The 18,586-nt window shown below is 70.0% G+C and carries 19 protein-coding genes and 1 tRNA gene; 11 read left to right on the forward strand and 9 right to left on the reverse strand.

Going from position 1 to position 18,586, the window contains the following annotated elements:
- A partial coding sequence (locus QM611_RS04885; RefSeq protein WP_415078779.1) for an ROK family transcriptional regulator occupies positions 1 to 1,063 on the reverse strand: 1,063 nt, incomplete at its 3' end.
- Positions 1,064 to 1,150: 87 nt separating this feature from the next.
- Here QM611_RS04885 and QM611_RS04890 point away from each other — a divergent pair.
- From QM611_RS04890 to QM611_RS04905, 4 genes are all read left to right on the forward strand, one after another.
- Complete coding sequence (locus QM611_RS04890; RefSeq protein WP_415078780.1) at positions 1,151 to 2,449, forward strand: DUF1479 domain-containing protein; 1,299 nt, start codon at positions 1,151 to 1,153, stop codon at positions 2,447 to 2,449.
- Between the two features lie 84 nt (positions 2,450 to 2,533).
- The gene (locus QM611_RS04895) at positions 2,534 to 2,887 is read left to right on the forward strand and encodes a DUF2695 domain-containing protein (RefSeq protein ID WP_415078781.1); all 354 of its coding nucleotides are present in this window, start codon (positions 2,534 to 2,536) and stop codon (positions 2,885 to 2,887) included.
- Between the two features lie 70 nt (positions 2,888 to 2,957).
- A complete protein-coding gene (locus tag QM611_RS04900) occupies positions 2,958 to 3,206 on the forward strand; it encodes a hypothetical protein (protein ID WP_415078782.1) in 249 nt (82 codons plus the stop codon).
- Positions 3,203 to 3,628 carry a type II toxin-antitoxin system VapC family toxin gene (locus tag QM611_RS04905; RefSeq protein WP_415078783.1) on the forward strand — a complete coding sequence of 142 codons (426 nt, stop codon included), beginning with the start codon at positions 3,203 to 3,205 and terminating at the stop codon, positions 3,626 to 3,628. The genes QM611_RS04900 and QM611_RS04905 overlap by 4 nt, the downstream gene beginning before the upstream one ends.
- Here the strand turns inward: QM611_RS04905 and QM611_RS04910 are convergent.
- From QM611_RS04910 to QM611_RS04935, 6 genes are all read right to left on the reverse strand, one after another.
- Positions 3,606 to 4,388: an alpha/beta fold hydrolase gene (locus tag QM611_RS04910; protein ID WP_415078784.1), complete on the reverse strand. Its 783-nt coding sequence runs from the start codon at positions 4,386 to 4,388 to the stop codon at positions 3,606 to 3,608. The genes QM611_RS04905 and QM611_RS04910 overlap by 23 nt on opposite strands.
- 151 nt (positions 4,389 to 4,539) lie before the next feature.
- A complete protein-coding gene (locus tag QM611_RS04915; RefSeq protein ID WP_415078785.1) occupies positions 4,540 to 5,508 on the reverse strand; it encodes a carbohydrate kinase family protein in 969 nt (322 codons plus the stop codon).
- 7 nt (positions 5,509 to 5,515) lie between these two features.
- Positions 5,516 to 6,703, reverse strand: coding sequence for a trans-sulfuration enzyme family protein (locus QM611_RS04920; protein WP_415078786.1), 1,188 nt, complete (start codon positions 6,701 to 6,703; stop codon positions 5,516 to 5,518).
- Between the two features lie 34 nt (positions 6,704 to 6,737).
- Positions 6,738 to 7,643 (reverse strand): carbohydrate ABC transporter permease, encoded by a 906-nt coding sequence (locus QM611_RS04925; protein ID WP_415078787.1) that lies wholly within the window; start codon positions 7,641 to 7,643, stop codon positions 6,738 to 6,740.
- Entirely contained in the window at positions 7,643 to 8,611 is a 969-nt protein-coding gene (locus QM611_RS04930; RefSeq protein ID WP_415078788.1) for a carbohydrate ABC transporter permease, read from the reverse strand. Before QM611_RS04930 ends, QM611_RS04925 begins: the two co-directional genes overlap by 1 nt.
- Before the next feature lie 2 nt (positions 8,612 to 8,613).
- Positions 8,614 to 9,915, reverse strand: a complete 1,302-nt coding sequence (locus tag QM611_RS04935) for an ABC transporter substrate-binding protein (RefSeq protein WP_415078789.1) — start codon at positions 9,913 to 9,915, stop codon at positions 8,614 to 8,616.
- Between the two features lie 95 nt (positions 9,916 to 10,010).
- On the opposite strand from QM611_RS04935, the gene QM611_RS04940 reads away from it, so the two are divergent.
- Entirely contained in the window at positions 10,011 to 10,862 is an 852-nt protein-coding gene (locus tag QM611_RS04940; RefSeq protein WP_415078790.1) for a MurR/RpiR family transcriptional regulator, read from the forward strand.
- Positions 10,863 to 10,877: 15 nt separating this feature from the next.
- The gene (locus QM611_RS04945) at positions 10,878 to 11,549 is read left to right on the forward strand and encodes a phosphoribosylanthranilate isomerase (RefSeq protein ID WP_415078791.1); all 672 of its coding nucleotides are present in this window, start codon (positions 10,878 to 10,880) and stop codon (positions 11,547 to 11,549) included.
- Between the two features lie 95 nt (positions 11,550 to 11,644).
- On the opposite strand, the gene QM611_RS04950 is transcribed toward QM611_RS04945, so the two are convergent.
- Entirely contained in the window at positions 11,645 to 12,613 is a 969-nt protein-coding gene (locus tag QM611_RS04950) for a ketose-bisphosphate aldolase (RefSeq protein ID WP_415078792.1), read from the reverse strand.
- 142 nt (positions 12,614 to 12,755) lie between these two features.
- Here QM611_RS04950 and QM611_RS04955 point away from each other — a divergent pair, with 142 nt between their 5' ends.
- The 5 genes from QM611_RS04955 (at position 12,756) to QM611_RS04975 (ending at position 18,088) form a co-directional block, all read left to right on the forward strand.
- Entirely contained in the window at positions 12,756 to 14,117 is a 1,362-nt protein-coding gene (locus QM611_RS04955; RefSeq protein WP_415078793.1) for an FGGY family carbohydrate kinase, read from the forward strand.
- Positions 14,114 to 15,178: a LacI family DNA-binding transcriptional regulator gene (locus QM611_RS04960; protein ID WP_415078794.1), complete on the forward strand. Its 1,065-nt coding sequence runs from the start codon at positions 14,114 to 14,116 to the stop codon at positions 15,176 to 15,178. The genes QM611_RS04955 and QM611_RS04960 overlap by 4 nt, the downstream gene beginning before the upstream one ends.
- Positions 15,179 to 15,303: 125 nt before the next feature.
- Positions 15,304 to 16,344 (forward strand): substrate-binding domain-containing protein, encoded by a 1,041-nt coding sequence (locus tag QM611_RS04965; RefSeq protein WP_415078795.1) that lies wholly within the window; start codon positions 15,304 to 15,306, stop codon positions 16,342 to 16,344.
- A gap of 20 nt (positions 16,345 to 16,364) precedes the next feature.
- A complete protein-coding gene (locus tag QM611_RS04970; RefSeq protein WP_415078796.1) occupies positions 16,365 to 17,333 on the forward strand; it encodes an ABC transporter permease in 969 nt (322 codons plus the stop codon).
- The gene (locus tag QM611_RS04975; protein WP_415078797.1) at positions 17,330 to 18,088 is read left to right on the forward strand and encodes an ATP-binding cassette domain-containing protein; all 759 of its coding nucleotides are present in this window, start codon (positions 17,330 to 17,332) and stop codon (positions 18,086 to 18,088) included. The genes QM611_RS04970 and QM611_RS04975 overlap by 4 nt, the downstream gene beginning before the upstream one ends.
- 230 nt (positions 18,089 to 18,318) lie before the next feature.
- Here the strand turns inward: QM611_RS04975 and QM611_RS04980 are convergent.
- Positions 18,319 to 18,405: transfer RNA gene (locus QM611_RS04980), tRNA-Ser, on the reverse strand.
- Positions 18,406 to 18,586 lie beyond the last annotated feature (181 nt).

Below are 18,586 nucleotides of genomic sequence, written 5' to 3' on the forward strand. Positions count from 1 at the left end.
CGCCGCGCAGCGGCGCGTCCGACACCTGCGCCGCGCGCAGCGGCACGGGTCGCGGCGAGCGCTCGACCGCGTCGGCGGCAGCGCGCAGCACGCGCGGATCGGCTCCCCACGTGCCGCCGACCACGACGACCTCGGGGTCGGCCATGGCGACGACCGCCGCCACGACGCCGGCGATGGCGGCGGCGAGCGCGCGCAGGCCGGATGCCTTGTCGGCGGTGCGCGCCACGGCGTCGGCGTCGATCGCGCGGGAGCCGGCCCGGTGCAGGCCGAGCTCGGCGAACACCTCCGTGAACAGGGTGGCGCGACCGCTCGGCCCGACCGTCAGCACGTGCGCGATCTCGCCGGCGAGGCCGGCATGCCCGCGGCGGACGTCGCCGTCGGCGACAACCGCGCAGCCCAGGCCCTCGCCGAGGTAGAGGTATGCGAAGTCGGCCGGCGGGCGCGAGGCATCCCCTCTTGCTGCGTCGCGCTCGGCGCAGGCGGCCCAGTTGACGTCGTTGTCGACCACGACCGGCCCCTCCACCAGCCCGTCGAGCACGGCGGCCGGGTCGAGGTCGCCCACGAGGAACGGCGTGTCGGGCAGCTCCCGCAGGCGGCCGGAGCGCCGGTCGACGGGGTCGGCGGCGCTCGCCACCCCGGCGCGCACCGGCCCCCGGGCCGCGTCGACCGCTTCGGTTGCGGCGGAGCGCAGCGCGGCGGCCACCTCGGCGGGCACGGCGGGCCGGTCGACCGCGCGCACGCTGCGCGCGAGAGTCGTGCCGCGCGCGTCGACGAGTTCGGCGACGATGCCGAGCGGGGCGATGTCGAGCACGAGCGCGCAACCCGCGTCCGGCGCCAGCCCGTAGTACGTGCCGACGCGCCCGCGGCCGGTCGTGCGCTCGCCGGTGTCGTGCACGAGCCCGGCGGCGAGCAGGCGCCGCACGCTCTCCGACGCGGTGGGCTTGGAGATTCCCGCCGCCGTGGCCACTTCGGCCCGCGTCAACCGGGGAGCGCCCATCAGTGCGCGCAGCACGAGCTCGTCGGTGACCGAGCGCAGGTAGTCCAGCGACGGCTTGGTTTCCACGCGACGATTCTAGTCAGGAGTCTTGCCTAAATCCGCGACATCCCCTATCTTTCTCGTAAGCAGTCCTAAATAACCACGGGAGCCCACATGAGCACGGACACCGCAGTCCGCACCGACCTGCCCGCCCTTCCGCACTGGGAGGCCACCCCCGACGACCTGCGCGCTGCCACGCGCGAGATCAAGCGCGCGCTCCGCGAGCGCATCGAGGCGTCCGGGCGCACCGTCGACGAGGTGTTCGCGGTCATGGAGAAGCGCGTCGCCGCCCAGGTCGACGAGATCGTGGCGGCCCTTGAGCGCGGCGAGAACGTGTGGCCGGTTGTGGAGTACGCCGACATCGCCGCCGGCACGGTGCCGGCCGAGACTGTCGATCTCATCCGCCGGCGGGGATGCCTCGTGGTGCGCGGCCACTTCGAGCGCGACCAGGCGCTGCAGTGGGACCAGGACATCGTCGACTACGTGGAAAGCAACCGGTTCTTCGAGAACTACCGCGGCCCCGGCGACGACTTTTTCGGCAGCGTCGGCTCCAAGCCCGAGATCTACCCGATCTACTGGTCGCCTGCGCAGATGAAGGCGCGCCAGAGCGAGCGCACCGCTGCGGTGCAGTCGTTCCTCAACTCGATGTGGAAGCACACCAGCGAAGGCGTGCAGTGGTTCGACCCCGACCGCGACGCGCTATACCCCGACCGCATCCGCCGTCGCCCCGAGGGTGCGAACTCGGGCGGGCTCGGTCCGCACCTGGACCCGGGGACCCTCGACCTGTGGATGACGGAGGCATACCAGAACACGTTCCGGCACCTGTTCGACGGCACCGTCGAGGAGTACGACCCGTGGGATGCCGCTTACCGCACGGCCGGCCCGCAGTACCCCGGCTCGACGATGTGCTCGGCGTTTCGCACGTTCCAGGGCTGGACCGCGTTGTCGGACATGGCGCACGACCAGGGCGTGCTGCACACCGTGCCGATCGCCGACGCCATGGGCTACCTCATGCTGCGCCCGCTGCTGTCGGACGTGCCGGAGGACGACATGTGCGGCGTCACGGTGAACCAGGTGTTCCCAGCAAACGACACGTGGCATCCGCTGCTGGTGAAGGCGCTCGCCGGCATCCCGGACGTGCAGGCGGGCGACTCGGTGTGGTGGCACGGCGACATGATCCACGCGGTCGCTCCCGTGGAGAACCAGGTGGGCTGGGGCAACGTCATGTACATCCCGGCCGCGCCGTGGTGCCCGCGCAACGAGCAGTACTCGGCGTCGGTGCGCGAGGCGTTCCTGACCGGGTCGAGCCCGTCGGACTTCCCCGCCGAGCACTACGAGCGCGAGTGGCCGAACCGCTTCAGCGAGACCGAGCTGAACGAGACGGGCCGCCGCGGCCTCGGCTTCGAGGACTGAGGCCACGGCGCGGGCGCGTAGCATCCGTCCGCGCCGATCCGACCGGTGGACGCGATGTCGGAGGCATGAGGGATGCTTGGCGTCATGACAACACCGATCGTCTCTGAGGCCGAAGCACTCGTTCATGCGCTGGCAGGGGAGTTGACGGCGGCGCGGCAGGGCGAGTGTCTCCCGTGCTACCTCGACCGCGTCCTGCGCGATGCGCCGTGCGATGGATCGCTGCGTCTGACGTGCGCGTATCGAGACGCCAGGGCGCCGCGCGCCACGAAGCTCGAGCGTCGGCTGCGCGATCACGGCGGGCAGTGCGACTGCGAGGTGCTCATGAACGTTTACTGGTCGAAGTCCGACCAGGTGATGCCGTGCACCGGCGTCGGCCGCGGGTCGACGCAGCCCTGCGAGCTGTGGTCGCTCCATCGGAGGGGTGACCCCTGGTTCTGATGTGGAGGGGGAGCCGCGAGCTCGCAGAGGTGCGACTCTGCACGCAGTTGCGCATGCGATAATTGCATGCATGGTTGCCCTGCAGATTCGTGGAGTTCCGGAGTCGATCCGCGACGACCTGTCCCGTGCCGCTCGGCAACGGGGGCTCTCGCTGCAGGCATATCTGCTCGAGCTGGTGGAAGGCGAGGCTCGGCGGGCGCGGCGGGCCTCTTGGCTCGACGAGGCTCGTTCGCGGAGCGTGATCGACTCTCCGCCCGGCGCGCCGAGCATGGCCGATCTGATTCGGCGTGATCGGGACCGGGATGCGGGCCACGCATGACGATTGTCGTCGACGCGTCGGCGATGGCCGAGCTTCTCGTCGGCTCCGCAATCGGGATGTCGGTGGTCGACGCCCTCGCCGAGGACTCTGAGTGGGCGGTGCCGGAGCACTTCCGCCTGGAAGTCGTGAGCGCGCTGCGGGGGCGGATGCTGGGCGGCTGGCTTGATGAGGAGTCCTTCCGCGATCACCTCGACCAGGTTGCTCGCGCAGAGCTCGACGTCGTGCCGACGGGGCCGCTGCTGCCGCGGATCGGCGAGCTCGCGCCGAACGCGACGCCGTACGACGCCGCCTACCTTGCGCTCGCCGAGCAGCTGGATGCCGCGGTCGTGACGACGGATTCGAAACTCGCGAGCATCCCCGGCATTCGTTGCGACGTGCGCACGTTGACGGCAGGGCCGGTCAGCGGGGGAGGCGTTCGCTGACCACGCGGGCCGTCGCGGCCGGGTCGGGGCGGTGCATCACCGACTCTGCGACGACGACGAGCTCGGACCCTTCGAGGTCTCGGGCGAGCCGTTCGGCCGCCGCGCTGAGGATCGGGAAGGTCCGCGCCCCCTTCAGGATCGTCACCGGCTGCCGCACGGAGAGCATCTCGGGAGGGGGCGTGGACACCCGGCGGCTGAGCTGCGCGTCGTAGACCGTCGACTGCGCGAGCGGCGCGAGGGCGGCGAGCTGACCCGCCGCGCGCATTCCCTCGACCACGGTGCGCGGAAGGCGTACCCCGTCGAGCTGGAAGGCGGCGACAGCGTCTTCGAGCTGCCCGTCGTCGACGAGGCGCTGCAGCTGTTCGGGGAAGTCGTCAGCGGGCTCGTCGAAACCGAACTGGAACGAAGGCTCGGAGAGGAAGAGCGCACGGATCGGCACGCCGAGCGACGCGGCGAACAGGGCGAGCACGGCGCCGGACGAGTGGCCCAGCACTGCCGCGTCGTCGCCGCCGACGGCGTCGATCACCGCCGCGAGGTCTTCCGCCTCCTGCTCCGGCGTCGACCCGCGCGCGTCGCCGCTCGCGCCCCGTCCGCGGCGGTCGTACGTCACGGCACGCAAGCCCGCTTCGGCGAGGGCGGCGGCGAGCGGGGCGGCATCCGTCGCCGTCGACAGTGCGCCGTTCACGACGACGACGGTCGGCCCGTCGCCGGTCTGCTCGTAGGCGATGAGGGTTCCGTCGGCAGAGGTCGTTGTGCTCATGCCCCCAGCCAAGCACCGAGGTCCGACACCGGGCCTCGGGCGATAGCCGGGGCCCACGGCCGGCTGCCAGCAATGTCGGAGGATCGCGCCATTGTCGGAGCCTTTCGCGCCGATCCTCCGACATCCGCGCGATTCTCCGACGTTCCGCGGGCTACCCCAACAGCTCCCGCGCTCGGTCGCGCAGCTCCGCCGGGTAGGCGTCGATTACCCGCGCCACGTCGGCGCGACCCGGCAGGCTCGCGCCGGCGCCGGGCGAGCAGACGGCCGCGGCGCCGCAGGCGTTGGCGAAGAGCCCTGCGGCCTCGAGGCTCGCGCCGGCGTGCAGCGCGAACAGCAGCCCGGCGCAGAACGAGTCGCCGGCGCCGGTGCTGTCCACGGCGTCCACCCGCGGAGCGGGAAGCGTGACGCGTTGCGCTCCGGCCACCAGCAGCACGCCCTGATCGCCGCGCTTGACCGCCACGAGCCCTGGCCCGAGCGCGGCGATCTCCCGCGCGGCGTCCTCCCCGCCCGTCCCCGTCAGCAGCTGCGCGTCGTCCGACCCGATCGCGACGACGTCCACGAGCGGGAGGAACGCCCGCAGCTGGTCGGGAGCCGACCGAACCAGATCGACCGGCACGTCCAGCGACACGCGCACACCTCGCTCCCGCGCGCTCTCCGCGGCGACCCGAGCTGCGGAACGCTGCGGCTCGGCGAGCAGCGCATAGCCCGAGACGTGCAGCATCCCGGCGCCGCGCAGATCGCGAGGCACCGCGGCGTCGGTCAGCAGCGCGCTCGCACCCCGGTACGCGTACATCGTGCGCTCGCCGTCGGCGGTCACTGCCACGATGTTGACAGACGTGCCGTCGGCGGCCGTGCGCCGCACGAGCGACGTGTCCACACCGGCCTCCGCGAGCCCGGCAGCGGCCAGGGCGCCCCACTCGTCGTCGCCGACGCAGCACACCAGCGCGCACGAGGCGCCCAACCGGCTCAGCACGACGGCGGTGTTGGCCGCGGAGCCGCCGAAGCCGACGCGCTGGCGCGTCGCCACGCTTTCGCCGCCCGGTGGCGGCAGCGCGGGCACGTCGAGGACGAGATCGACGTTGAGGTCGCCCAGCAAGAGCACGTCGACGTCGTCCGGCATCCGCGGGCTACTCTCCCAGCGCCTGCGCGAAGTCGGCGATGAGGTCGTCGATCTTCTCGATGCCCGCCGACACGCGGATCATTCCCTGCGTGATGCCCATCGTCTGGCGCTCCTCGTCGGGGATATCGAGGAAGGCCATCGTCGCCGGAAGCTGCGTCACCGTGCGCACTCCGCCCAGGCTCGCCGCGAACGACGCCAGCTTGAGCCGCTTGCACACCGTCGCGGCCTCCTCCTCGCTGCCCACGCTGAACGACAGCATGCCGCCGGGCAGGTCCAGCTGCGCCTGCGCCAGCTCGTGCTGCGGGTGCGACTCGTGCCCGGGGTAGTACACGCGCCGCACCTTCGGGTGCGCCGCCAGCCACTCCACGAGGCGCTGCGCGTTCTCGGTCATCCGCTCGACCCGCAGCGGGAGGGTCTGGATGCCGCGCAGCAGCAGCCACGCGTTGAACGGCGACAGAGCACCGCCGAGCTTGGTCAGGGTGTTCCAGCGGATCTGCTCCAGCCAGTCTGCGGGCAGGATCTGCGAGTTGATGCTGATCACGCCGCCGACTGCGTCGTTGTGGCCGCCGATGAACTTCGTGGCGCTCTCCAGCACGATGTCGACGCCGTGCTCGTGCGGACGGCACACGACCGGGCTCGCGAACGTGTTGTCGCACATGACCACGATGCCGTGCTCGTGGGCGAGGTCGGCGAGCTGGCGCAGCGGCGCGACCTTCATCGTGGGGTTCGCGATGGTCTCCACGTAGATCGCCTTGGTCTCGTCGCGGAGCGCGGCGCGGACGGAGTCCACGTCGGTCGAGTCCACGAACGTGACGCTGATCCCGAAGTCCTGGATGCGGTGGTCGAAGAACTCGTGGGTGGAGCTGTAGGTGGTGAGGTCGACCACGATGTGGTCTCCGGTGCGCAGCAGGCCCAGCACGGCGTGCGAGATCGCGGCCATGCCGGAGGCGACGGACAGGGCGCTGGTGGCGCCCTCGATGTCTGCCATCTGGTCGTCGAGCTTGTACTCGTTCGGGTTGCCGCACCGGCTGTAGATGTTCACCTCGCGGCGCGCCCCGTCGACGATGCGGTCGTAGGTGTCGTCGGCGTACTGGTAGTTCGCCGACATGAAGATCGGATAGCTGATCGAGAGCGTCCCCTCCTCCGGCGTGTAGTAGACGGCACGACTGGCGAGACTCAGCTCAGGGTTGACCACTGTGGTCCTTTCGTGTGTTTCTCGGGGAGCGGCGTCACTGCTTGACGGCGCCGCTGGTCAGTCCGCCGATCACGTATCGCTGGAACACCAGGTAGACGACGAACGATCCGAGAGCGGCGAGGAGGATGGCAGCGAGCAGCACAGGATAGTTCGTGGTGCGCTCGCCGACGAAGTCGGTCAAGCCCAGCGGCAGCGTCTTGCGCTCCGGGCTGTTGAGGATGACGAGCGGGAAGAGGAAGTCGTTCCACACCCAGATGACGTTCACGATGCCGGTGGTGAACATCGCTGGCTTCGCGATCGGCGCCATCACGCGCGCGAACGTCGCGAACTCGCCCGCGCCGTCGATGCGCGCCGCCTCGACCAGGTCGCGCGGCACGGCGGCGAAGAAGCCGCGCATGATGAGCACCGAGATGGGGAGGTTGAACGCGACCGTGGGCAGGATGACGCCGAAGTACGAGTCGAGCAGGCCCATCTCGCGGATGATGGCCACCAGCGGCACGAGCGCGATGTACGCCGGGATCGCCATCGCGATGAGCATGACGATCTCGACGACGGGCATCCAGCGCGTGCGGTAGATCGCGAACGCGTAGCCGGCGGCGGTCGCGATGGCGACCGTGATCACCACCGACGCCAGCGTCACGATGAGCGAGTTCAGCGCGTAAAGGGCGAGCGATCCGTCGGCGAGAGCCTCGGCGTAGTTGTCCCACATCAGTCCGGACGGCAACGACCAGACCGACTCTTGGAACTCCTTGTTCGTCTTGAACGAGCTGTAGATCATCCAGACGAACGGGAAGAGCACGATCACCAGGTGCACGAGCAGGAAGACGAGCACCGCGATCGTGCCCGCGTTCCAGACGGTGCGCGGGATCGGGGCGCGCTCGCGCTCGCGCCGCCGGGCGCGGGGCTTGTCTGGCGCCTCGACAGTCTCCGTGAGCGTCATCACGCCACCGCCTTCTGCTGTCGGGGCCGCGACGCGGTGAGCACGAACACGCCCACCACCGCGGTGATCACGAGCTGCGCGATGCCGATCGCCGAAGCGTAGCCGGCCTCGAAGTTGCCGAAGCCGACCTTGAACAGGTATGTCGAGACGACATCCGTTGCGTTGTTCGGCCCGCCGCGGGTCATCACGAAGACGAGCGAGAAGGTCTTGAACGAGGTCACCACGGCCAAGAGCACCGTCGCTTGCACGTTGGAGAAGATCATCGGCACGCTGATGCCGAAGAACGTGCGGAAGTGGCCGGCGCCGTCGAGCGCGGCCGCCTCGTAGACGGACTCGTCGACGTCTTGGAAAGCAGCGACGAAGAGCAGGATGTACAGGCCGAGGTAGGTCAGGTTCATGACCACGAGCACCGCCGGCATCGCGAGGTTGCGGTCGCCCAGCCAGCCCTGCTCCAGGGAGCCGAGCCCGATCAGGTCGAGGAAGCCGTTCAGCAGGCCGAAGTAGGGGTTGTAGACGAACTGCCACAACAGGCCAATGCAGATCTCGCTGATGACGACCGGGATGACGTAGAGGAACATCGCGGTGCGCTTGAACCGCGGCACGACCCGCACCAGCCAGTACGCGATGACCATGCCCAGCCCGACCTGGAACACGATCGCCGCCACGGCGATGAGCGCGTTGTTCTTCAGCGACGACCAGAACACCTCGTCGGCGAAGAGCCGGGTGAAGTTGTCGAAGCCGATCCACTCGCGGGGCGAGAAGCCGTCCCACTTGAAGAACGACAGCATGCCCGCGTTGGCGAGCGGGTAGGCGACGAACACGAGGAGGAACCCGAGCGCCGGCACGAGGAACAGCACGGCGGCGAGTCCCTCCCGCCGCCGCGTGGCGTGCAGCGTCTTGCGCGGGGCAGGCGGGATGGCCGAGGCCCCCGCGGCGGGGGCCTCGGCCATCCGAGTGGATGTCGGCATCTCTACTTGCCTGCTCGAACCGCTTCGTCGATGGCCTTCGCGGCTTCGTCCGCCGTGACGGATCCCTCGATCACGCCCTGCAGGGTGGAGTAGTAGACGGTGGTCGCCTTCGGCGGCATCGTCGTGTCGTAGAAGGGGTCGAGGTGCTCTGCCGGCTCGATCACGTCCTGCACGACGCCCGCGAGCACGGGGCCCGCGATGTCGGGCGTGGTCGCTTCCTTGAGCGTCACCATGGTCTTGCGCAGCTCCACGTACTTCTTCATGACCTCTTCGCTGGTCATGTAGCGGAGGAAGTCGATCGCGAGCTCGTTGTCCGACGCCTTCTCCGACATCGCGAACGACGCGGCGACGCCGGCGAGGACGTCGGTCGGGTCGCCCTTGCCGTCGGCCATCGTCGGGAACGGGAAGTAGCCGAGATCGAACTCGTCGGGGGCATCCGTCGACATCCCGATCTGCCATGTGCCGTTGAGCACCATCGCCGCTTGCGAGTTCAGGAACAGCAGGTTCGCCTCCTGGTCGGACATGCCGTTCGCGCCGGTGGGCAGGAACTTGCGGTCGGCGAGGGTGGCCAGTGCTTCGGCGGCATCGGCCGCGTTGGAACCGAAGCTCGCGTCGTCGTCGCCGTTCGCGAACGCCGTGACGATGCCGCTGCCCTCGACGCGCATCATCGGGTACTGGTACCAGAATGTGGCGGGCCAGCCATCCTTGTTGCCCAGCGCCACCGGCACGATGTCGTCCTTCGCGATCGTGTCGCACAGCGCGAGGAACTCGTCCCACGTCGTGGGAACCTGCCATCCCTTGCTCTCGAACAGCTTGGTGTTGTACCAGATCACGGCCGCGTCGATGTCGATCGGCACGGCGTAGGTCGAGCCGTCGAAGGTCACCGACTCAAGGGACGCCGGGATGAAGCTGTCGCCCCAGCCGTCCTTGGCCAGCTCGTCGTCGAGATTGGCGACCTGGCCGCTCTCCACGAAGGCGTCGAGGTAGCCGCCGGGGAGCGTGTAGAACACGTCCGGGACGTCGCCGGTCGACATCGCCGTCTGCAGTTTGGTCTTGTAGGACGACTGCTCGGCGGCGACGATCCGCAGGTCGGCGTCGGGGTGCTCGGCTTGGAACCCCTCCAGAGCCCAGTCGATGAACTCGACCTTGTCGTCCTGGCCTGCGTACGCGTGCCAGATGGTGAGGCTGTTATCGTCGCCGCCGCTGCTGGACGTGGATCCGCCGGAGCCCACGCAGCCGGTGAGTCCGACGAGGACCGCGGCTGCGACAGCGACTGAGAGGGACTTGCGGAGCTTGGGGACCATGGGAACTCCTGACTGACGACACCGCCTGCTGAAAGTGGTAACACTTTACAGCGGATAGTTAGAGTGTGGTAGCACCACTTTTGGAGGGCGGGACGATGCCATCCGCGGACAAGCCGGGAGCACTTGCCCGATTGCGCGCCGCCCTGCCGGGCCTGTCGGGCACGGAGAGGCGGGTCGCCGACTGGATTCTCGCCCAGCCGGAGCCGCTGCTGGAGGCCTCGATGCTCGACGTCGCACGGGCGTGCGAGGTGAGCGACACCACGGTGTTGCGGATGTGCCGCAACAGCGACTTCGCCGGGTTCACCGACCTCAAGCTCGCGCTCGCCCGCGACCTTGCCACCCCGATGCAGCTGATCCACGACGACATCACCGACGAGGACGACCCGCCGACGATCGCGAACAAGGTGTTCACGCGGGCGATGCGCTCGCTGCAAGACACCGTCGAGGTCATCGACCCGGCGGTGTTCTCCGCCGCGTTCGAGCTGTTCGACTCCGCGCGCACGGTGCTCGTCGGCGGAGTGGGCACGTCCGGCGTCGTCGGGCAGGCGTTCTACCAGCGATGCCGCCGCCTCGGCATCGGCTGCGACGCCCCGCAGGACTCGCAAGTGCAGAACATCAACGCCGCTCTGCTCGGTCCGGGCGACCTCGTCGTGGCGATCTCGTTCTCCGGCGAGACCCGCACGATCGTGGCGATGGCCCAACGCGCCCGCACGGCGGGGGCGGCCGTCATCGCCGTCACCGGGAATCGCGAGTCGCACTTGGCGAAGGCGGCCGACGTCGTGCTGCAGAGCGTGTCGCACGAGACGCGGAACGAGCCGGTCGCGGCCCGCTTGTGCCAGCTCTCGCTGCTGGACGCGCTGTGCGTGGCCTACAGCCACCGCCATCTCGACGACGCGCTGGTGCGCGAGCAGCGCGCCGGCCAGGCGATCGTGGAAAGCTCCTACTGATTCGAAGGGACGCCCATGAAGTTCCAGATCTACACCGCTCAGTCCGCCGCCGAGGCGGTGGCGCTCGCCGGGCTCGGCGTCGACCACGTCGGGCTCACGCCCACGACGATCGGCCTTCCGGGCCAGGTCAGCGAGGCCGTGGCCTCCGAGGCGGTGGAGGCCCTGCGCGGGCGCGCCCGCTCGGTGGCGCTGTCAGTGGAGACATCCCTGGACGAGATCGTGCGGATGGCGCTTGTCGTCCAGCCCGACATCCTCCACCTGTGCGGCGAGGTCGGGGCGGTCGACGCCGACGCGGTGCGGGCGCTGCGCCGCCGGCTTCCCGGCGAGATGGAGATCATGCAGGCGATCGCGGTCGGCGCGGACCGGGATGTCGCGATGGCGCGGGAGTACGCGGCGGTCGCCGACTTCCTGATCCTGGACTCGTACACCACCGACGTGGCCGGCGTCGGCGCCGCCGGCATCACGCACGACTGGTCGCGCAGCGCGCGCATCGTCGCCGACGTCGACGTGCCGGTCGTTCTGGCGGGCGGGCTGTCCGCCGAGAATGTGGCCGCGGCGATCGAGGCGGTCGGCCCGTGGGCCGTCGACTCGCTCACGCACACCAACCGCCCCCTGGGCCGCGGCCGGTTCGAGAAGGACCTCGACGCTGTCGCGGCCTTCGTCGAGGCAGGACGCGCGTTCTCATGACGTCCACAGCCGAGGAGATGGACACAACAGAGGATGCCGGGAGCACATGTGCTCCTCGCGAGTGCCCATCTCCTCGTGAGTGAACCGCGGGTCACTCAGCGGTGGCGGTACGACTGGCCGGCCTGGCCGAACACCTGCATCCGCTCGGCGACCATGCGCTGCATCGCGACGCGGCCGCGTGAACCGTAGAGCGCGGGGTCCACGCCGATGCCGTCTTCGTCGAGGTGCGCGCGCACTTCGGCGCTGTAGGCCATGTGCGAGTCCATGCCCTGGTTGATCTTGCGGATGCCGAGCTTCGTCGACCGCGCCTTCTCGTCCTCCGGAACGCCCCACGACTCCGGCAGCTTGCCCCCGTGCGCGTTGATCTTCTCGCGCAGGTCGGCGGGCAGCGACGACGAGCCGTGCATGACGAGGTGGGTGTTCGGGATGCGGGCGGCGATCTCCTCGATGAGGTCCATGCGCAGCACTGTGCCGTCGGGCGGGCTGGTGAACTTGTACGCCCCGTGCGACGTGCCGATCGCCACAGCCAGGGCGTCCACGCCCGTCGCCTCGACGAACCGCTCCGCCTCGTCGGGGTCGGCCAGCACGATCTCTTTGCTGCTTGCGCCGCCGTCCTCCGAGCCGCCGATCGTGCCGAGCTCGCCCTCGACCGAGACGCCGCGCGCGTGCGCGTGCTCGACGACGCGAGCCGTCACCGCCACGTTCTCCTCGAACGTCGCGGGGGTCACGTGGTCGGGCTTCATGCTGCCGTCGATCATCACGCTCGTGAACCCCGCGGCGATCGCGCGGGCGCAGTCGTCGAAGCTCGCGCCGTGGTCGAGGTGCAGCACGACCGGCACATCGGGGTAGTGCGCGATGAGGTTGACGAGCGCCTCCCAGTACAGCTCGTCGCGCCCGTGCACAGACGACCCCGCGATCGTCTGCACGATCACGGGGGAGTCGGTCTCGGCGGCCGCCTCGAGCACGGCCTCGGCTTGCGCGAGGTCGGTGACGTTGAAGGCGCCAACGCCGTAGCCGCCCTCGCGGGCGGCGTCGAGTGCAGCGGTGAGTGTGATGAGAGCCAAGGGCTCGTCCTCCGTTCATTCCAACCGCCGGCGACGACGGGCGTCAACATCTGACAACGGTAGACAGAATATGCAGTCGGTGTTAGTTTGTCCATCGATAGACAGAAATGCGCACTGGATCGTCGAAGGAGACGGAACTCGGATGAGAGACGAATTGCTGCTGGGCATCGACCTCGGCACATCGTCGATCAAGGCGAACGCGATCGACCGGCACGGCCGGTCGATCGGCCTGGGCGTGGCCCCAACGCCGTTCGCCGGGAACACCCACGGCGTCGAGATGACCACCGATGCCCTGTTCGCGGCCATTCGGGCCGCCGTCACCGAACTGGGGGTGCTGACATCCCGCATCGCCGCGGTGGGCGTGGCCAGCATGGGCGAGACCGGCACGACGATCCGCGCCGACGGGCCGAGCGACCTGCCCTTGGTCGCGTGGCACGACGAGCGCGGCACTGAGATCGTCGACGAGCTCGTCGGTCGTTTCGGCTCCGAGGCGATCCGGCGCAGGACCGGCCGCGCGCCGCGCAACGTCACGAGCATCGCCAAGCTCGGCTGGCTGCTGCGCAACGGGCACACGCCGGGCGGCACGTGGACCGGTGTTGCCGGGCTCACCGTGTGGAAGCTCACCGGCGCGCTCGCCCAAGAGCAGTCGCTCGCCGCCACCAGCGGCGCGTTCGACCCCGTCACGGGGGAGTACGACCGCGAAATCCTCGCTTTCCTCGGCCTCGACTCGCTCGTGTGGGCGCCGGCCCGCATCGCGGGCACGCCGCTCGGGCGCATCTCGGCTGCCGGCGCCGCGTGGAGCGGCCTCCCGGTCGGCGTGCCCGTCACGATCGCCGGCCACGACCACCCGGTCGGCGTCATCGGCTCGGGCGGCGACCGCACCGAGGCGATCGACTCGATGGGCACCGGCGAGCCGCTCGTGGTCTCGTGGGACGCGCGGACTGCCGCGGGATCCCACCCCGGCTGGCCGGGCCAGCTCGGCGACCTCACGATCACGTCGTGGCCGGGCACGGCCGAGCACATGCTGCTGTGGGAGAACCTGCGCCCGGGCCTGGCCATGCGCAACCTGCAGCGGGCGCTGCGTGTCTCGCGCGACGACATCGAGTTCTCCGCCATCCGCGTCGACGCCGAGCCGCTCGACCTGGCCACGCTGGTCGGGATGCAGGACGGCGCCATCCCGCCGTCGTTGCTGGATCGCCCCGCCGAGGAGGCGTGGGCGGCCACGCTCGAGGGCTACGCGGCGGCGTCCGCCGACGCCGAGGGGCGGCTGCGCGAGCTGTCCGGCGTCACCGGGACGACATTGCTCATCGGCGGCGGCCTGCGCAGCCGGCGCTGGGTGGAGGCCAAGCAGCGGCACGCCCAGCATCCGCTGGCCATGGCGGCCGAACGCGAGGCGGTTTCGCGCGGCGCCGGACTGCTCGCCGGCGTGGCGGCGGGATGGTGGGCGCCCGAGCAGTACCCGCCGGCCGACACCGTGCCCCTCACCTCCGAGCGCTCGTCATGACCGGCGAGACGCGTCCTGGGCTCCGCCCGCCCGCCCGCCTGGTCGACATCGCCCGGCACGCGGGTGTGTCGACCAAGACCGTCTCGCGCGTGCTGAAAGACGAGGCGTACGTCGCTCCCGCGATGCGCGAACGGGTGATGGCCGCCGTCACCGAGCTCGCGTACGTGGGGGATGCCGCGGCCACCGGCCTGCGCACCAAGCGCTCCGGGTTCATCGGCCTCGTGATCCCGGACGTCCGAAACGCCTATTTCGCCCTGTTGACCCGCGCGATCGAGGAGCGGCTGTCGCCGGCGTCGCCGACCTTGCTGCTCGGCGACTCCGACGAGGAGGCCGCGCAGGAGGAGCGCTACTTGCGCACGTTTCGCCAGCAGCGCGTGGACGGGCTCATTGTGCTGCCGAGCGGCGCGCCGAGCCTGCCCGACGCCGTCTCCGAGATCCCGACGGTCATCGTCGACCGCACGGTGCCATCGGTGCGCAAGACGGCCGACCACGTGCTCGCCGGCAACCGCCGCGCCGCCGAGCGCCTCGTCGGGCACCTCGTCAAGCACCACGGACTGACGCAGGTCGCGCTCGTGGCGGGCAACACGGCGGTGTCGAACGTGCGCGACCGGCAGGCCGGCTACGCTCGCGTCGTCAACAGCGCGGGGCTGCAGGCACATGTGACCGCCGGCCACTCCACGCCCGACGACGCCGCTGCCGGGGCGCTCGAGCTGTTCCGCGCGCTCACCCCGCCGTTCGGCGTGTTCGCCACGAACAACCGAATGTTCTGGGGCGCGATGGCCGCTATCGCCCGCCTTGGCCTGCACGTGCCGCACGATGTGCTGGTCACGACGATCGACTCTGTGGGCGAGGCCGTGGTGACCGGACTGAAGCCGACGCAGGGCGTGATCCCGGTGCAGGCGGTCGCCGCCAAGGCGATGCGGCTGCTGGCCGAGCGCACACAGGATCCGACCCTCCCCCCGCGCACCGAGAGCGTCGACATCGACATCGAGTTCGGCACGACGTGCGGTTGCATCCCGCTCACCAGCCCGCTGTTGATGGGGCCGGTGGCCGATCCATGAGACTCCCGTCCGCGACAGACGGGCACAAAACCGGGCTGACCGCAGCAGAGCCGGAAGCAAACTGCAGCCAGCCCGGAATGTCGCACCAGCAAGATCCTGAAATCACACCCTCGAAGGAGAGAACAATGAGAACCAATCGGATGCGGTCCGCGGGAGCGGCCGCCGCGACGGCGACAATCCTAGCCGTCGCCCTCACCGGCTGCTCTGGTGGCGAGTCGCCCGCGAACACCAACAGCGAGTCGACGTCGGCCGCGGGCGGCAAGATCGCCTTCGTCATCAAGCCGCTGGACAACACGTACTTCGGGGCGATGGCCGAAGGCGCGCAGGCGGCCGCCGACGAGGCGGGCGTCGAGTTGATGGTGGTTGCGGCCGAGAACGTGACGGATGACTCGGGCCAAGCGTCCAAGCTCAACGCCCTCGTCACCGCGGGCTACGACTGCTATGTCGTCAACCCGACCAGCCAGACCAACCTCATCACGGGCCTCGTGCCGGTGTCGCAGGCGGGCACGCCCATCGTCAACCTTGACCTGCCGATCGACCTCGACGCGGCAGCCGACGCCGGCGTCGACGTGACGACCTACGTCGGCACGAACAACGAGACGGCCGGCGCAGCCGGCGGCGAGGCGATGATGGACCTCGTCGACGAGGGCGGCCAGGTGGCGCTCATCGGCGGGCTGGTGGCAGACCCGGGCAACATCGCGCGCCTCGCGGGCTTCGAGAAGGCCGTCGAGGGCAAACTCGAGATCACCCAGACCGTCGCGGCCGACTTCGACAAGGCGAAGGCCAAGAGCGCGGCCGCCACGATCCTGCTCGCCAATCCCGACATCAAGGGCTTCTTCACACCGTCCGGTGACATGGCGATGGGCATTCAGCAGGCGGTGGAAGAGGCGGGCCAGACCGGCAAGGTCGCCGTTGTCGGCATCGACGGCACGAAAGAGCAGCTCGCCGACATCGTTGCGGGTGGCCAGCCGGCCGCGATCGAGCAGTTCCCGTACCTGATGGGCGTGCAGTCGGTGCAGGCGTGCGTCGCGGCGATGGGCGGGGCCGAGATCCCGAGCAATGTGGAGACCCCTGTGCTCATCGTGAACTCCGAGAACGCGCAGGCCGCGCTCGACGCCTTCCCGGCGCCGCCGGAGGGCTTCGACGTGCCCAACCCGTTCGAGTGACAAGACGGGGATCCTCGCCGATGGCCACTGACACCCCCACGCGCGGCCGCGCTGTGTGGCAAGCGCTGAACTCCGAAGAGACGTGGATGAAGCTCGCGGCTCCGGTCGCGCTCGTCCTGCTCGCGGTCGTGTTCGGATCGCTCAATCCACGATTCCTGTCGTGGCCGAGCATCACGAGCATGCTGGCCGACTCCACGATCCCGATCGTGCTCGCGCTCGGGGCGACGTTCGCCGTCTCGCTCGCCGGCATCGACCTGTCGCTGGCGGCGACGGTCGCCCTCGGCAGCGTCACGATGGCAACGGCGTACCAGAGCGGGATGCCGCTGGTCGTCTGCTGCGGGATCGCGCTGCTGACCGGCCTCGCGATCGGCACGATCAACGGCTCGTTCATCGGGTGGGTGAGGATCCCCGACTTCATCGTCACGCTGGGCACGCTCAGCGTCGTCATGGGCCTCAGCCTCGTGATCTCGCAGGGCAAGCCCGTGCAGATCCCGGAGCGGAGCCTGACGGCGCTGAGCACGCTCAGCCTCGGCGGCATCCGTCTCAACTTCCTGATCGCCATCGCTCTCGCGATCGTCCTGCACGTCGTGCTGTTCCACACCAGGTTCGGCACGCACCTGCTCGCCGTCGGCGACAACGCCGACGCGGCCAAGGCGATGGGCCTCAAGGTCGCGCGGGTCAAGCTCGCCGGCTACATGATCTGCGGCGCGATGGCGGGCGTCGGCGCGATCATGCTGACGTCGTACATCGGGTCGAGCCAGCCGGCGACCAACACCGACTACCTGCTGAAGGCGATCGCCGCGGTCGTCCTCGGCGGGGTGAGCCTGTTCGGCGGGCGGGCCACGATCTACGGGCCCGTCATCGGAGCTATCCTGCTCACCTTCCTGCAGTCCGGCCTCACCCTGCTCGGGGTGAGCGCCTTCTACTCGCCGCTGGTGATCGGCATCGTCGTCATCGCCGCGGCAACGCTCATGAGGGGGCGGAAATGAGCCAGACCACCGACAAGATCGTCGTCGAAGACATCCGCAAGTCGTTCGGCAGCGTCGAGGCGCTCCGCGGCGCGTCGTTGTCGATCAAGGCGGGGGAGATCACCGCGATCGTTGGCGACAACGGCGCCGGCAAGTCCACGCTCGTCAAGTGCCTGACCGGCCTGTACTCGCCCGACAGCGGGCGGATCCTCATCGACGGGCAGCCGGTGCACTTCTCGTCGCCGCGCGACGCGCGCGAGAAGGGCGTCGAGACCGTCTACCAGGACCTCGCCCTGTCCGACCAGCTCAGCGTGTGGCAGAACATGTACATGGACCGCGAGCTGGTGCGCGGCATCCCGGGCTTCACGCTGCTGCGCCGCAAGGAGATGCGCGAGCGCGCGGGGGAGCTCATCGCCGACCTCGCCGTCAACGTGCCGGGCGTGCGCCGCAGCGTGAAGCGGCTGTCGGGCGGGCAGCGCCAGGCGGTCGCGATCGCGCGGGGCGTGATGTGGGCGAAGAACATGATCATCCTCGACGAGCCGACCGCGGCGCTCGGCCTCAACGAGACCGCGCAAGTCGAGGCGCTCATCCGCCGCGTGGTCGAGGGTGGCATGACGGTGCTCGTGGTCTCGCACAACTTCGAGCAGGTCAAGCGCCTGTCGCAGCAGGTGTGGGTGATGCGTGCCGGCCGCGTGGTCGGCGGCACGCGCACGGCGGATGTCACGGGCGAGCAGCTGGTCGGCATGGTCACCGGGGCGGTGCGGACAGTCGAGTGACACGGGGGGATGCGACGCTCCCTTCCACCATTGCCCCACCATCGCGCGCGCGAAGGTGGCGCGTCGTGCCGCATCGAGCCGTTGCATCCGGCCACGTGCGCCACTTCGGCGCGAGCGGGCGATCTGAAGGTGGCGTGTTGCGTCGCATCGAGGGAAGGGATGCGGCGCACAGCGCCACGTTCGCGTGGGCGTGACGCGCGGCGCGCGGCGGGAGGGAGGGTGGGAAAGGGCGGAGGATGCGGGATTCGAACCCGCGAGGGGTTTCATCCCCAACACGCTTTCCAAGCGTGCGCCATAGGCCACTAGGCGAATCCTCCTGGGCCCCGCAGGGCCGCCGACCATCCTACCGTGTCACCGGCGCGCGACTTCGACCGCGTACACCGACCCGGGCCTGACGACGAGCGACCGTGGCGCGACGGCCGCCAGCACGCGCCGCGAGGGCGGCGCGGCGGCGGCCATCCCGCCGCGCACAGCCAGCACGGCGTCGCCGAGGTCGGC

Source organism: Microbacterium sp. (assembly GCF_047606685.1).
GTDB lineage: Bacteria > Actinomycetota > Actinomycetes > Actinomycetales > Microbacteriaceae > Microbacterium.

Bases quoted from the DNA above. Each gene is read 5' to 3' on its own strand.
- QM611_RS04960 (WP_415078794.1), top strand. From the start codon at position 14,114: ATGACCGGCGAGACGCGTCCTGGGCTCCGCCCGCCCGCCCGCCTGGTC.
- QM611_RS04925 (WP_415078787.1), bottom strand. From the start codon at position 7,643: ATGACGCTCACGGAGACTGTCGAGGCGCCAGACAAGCCCCGCGCCCGG.
- QM611_RS04915 (WP_415078785.1), bottom strand. From the start codon at position 5,508: ATGCCGGACGACGTCGACGTGCTCTTGCTGGGCGACCTCAACGTCGAT.
- QM611_RS04945 (WP_415078791.1), top strand. From the start codon at position 10,878: ATGAAGTTCCAGATCTACACCGCTCAGTCCGCCGCCGAGGCGGTGGCG.
- QM611_RS04935 (WP_415078789.1), bottom strand. From the start codon at position 9,915: ATGGTCCCCAAGCTCCGCAAGTCCCTCTCAGTCGCTGTCGCAGCCGCG.
- QM611_RS04955 (WP_415078793.1), top strand. From the start codon at position 12,756: ATGAGAGACGAATTGCTGCTGGGCATCGACCTCGGCACATCGTCGATC.
- QM611_RS04890 (WP_415078780.1), top strand. From the start codon at position 1,151: ATGAGCACGGACACCGCAGTCCGCACCGACCTGCCCGCCCTTCCGCAC.
- QM611_RS04895 (WP_415078781.1), top strand. From the start codon at position 2,534: ATGACAACACCGATCGTCTCTGAGGCCGAAGCACTCGTTCATGCGCTG.
- QM611_RS04930 (WP_415078788.1), bottom strand. From the start codon at position 8,611: ATGCCGACATCCACTCGGATGGCCGAGGCCCCCGCCGCGGGGGCCTCG.
- QM611_RS04900 (WP_415078782.1), top strand. From the start codon at position 2,958: ATGGTTGCCCTGCAGATTCGTGGAGTTCCGGAGTCGATCCGCGACGAC.
- QM611_RS04970 (WP_415078796.1), top strand. From the start codon at position 16,365: ATGGCCACTGACACCCCCACGCGCGGCCGCGCTGTGTGGCAAGCGCTG.
- QM611_RS04905 (WP_415078783.1), top strand. From the start codon at position 3,203: ATGACGATTGTCGTCGACGCGTCGGCGATGGCCGAGCTTCTCGTCGGC.
- QM611_RS04940 (WP_415078790.1), top strand. From the start codon at position 10,011: ATGCCATCCGCGGACAAGCCGGGAGCACTTGCCCGATTGCGCGCCGCC.
- QM611_RS04910 (WP_415078784.1), bottom strand. From the start codon at position 4,388: ATGAGCACAACGACCTCTGCCGACGGAACCCTCATCGCCTACGAGCAG.
- QM611_RS04975 (WP_415078797.1), top strand. From the start codon at position 17,330: ATGAGCCAGACCACCGACAAGATCGTCGTCGAAGACATCCGCAAGTCG.
- QM611_RS04965 (WP_415078795.1), top strand. From the start codon at position 15,304: ATGAGAACCAATCGGATGCGGTCCGCGGGAGCGGCCGCCGCGACGGCG.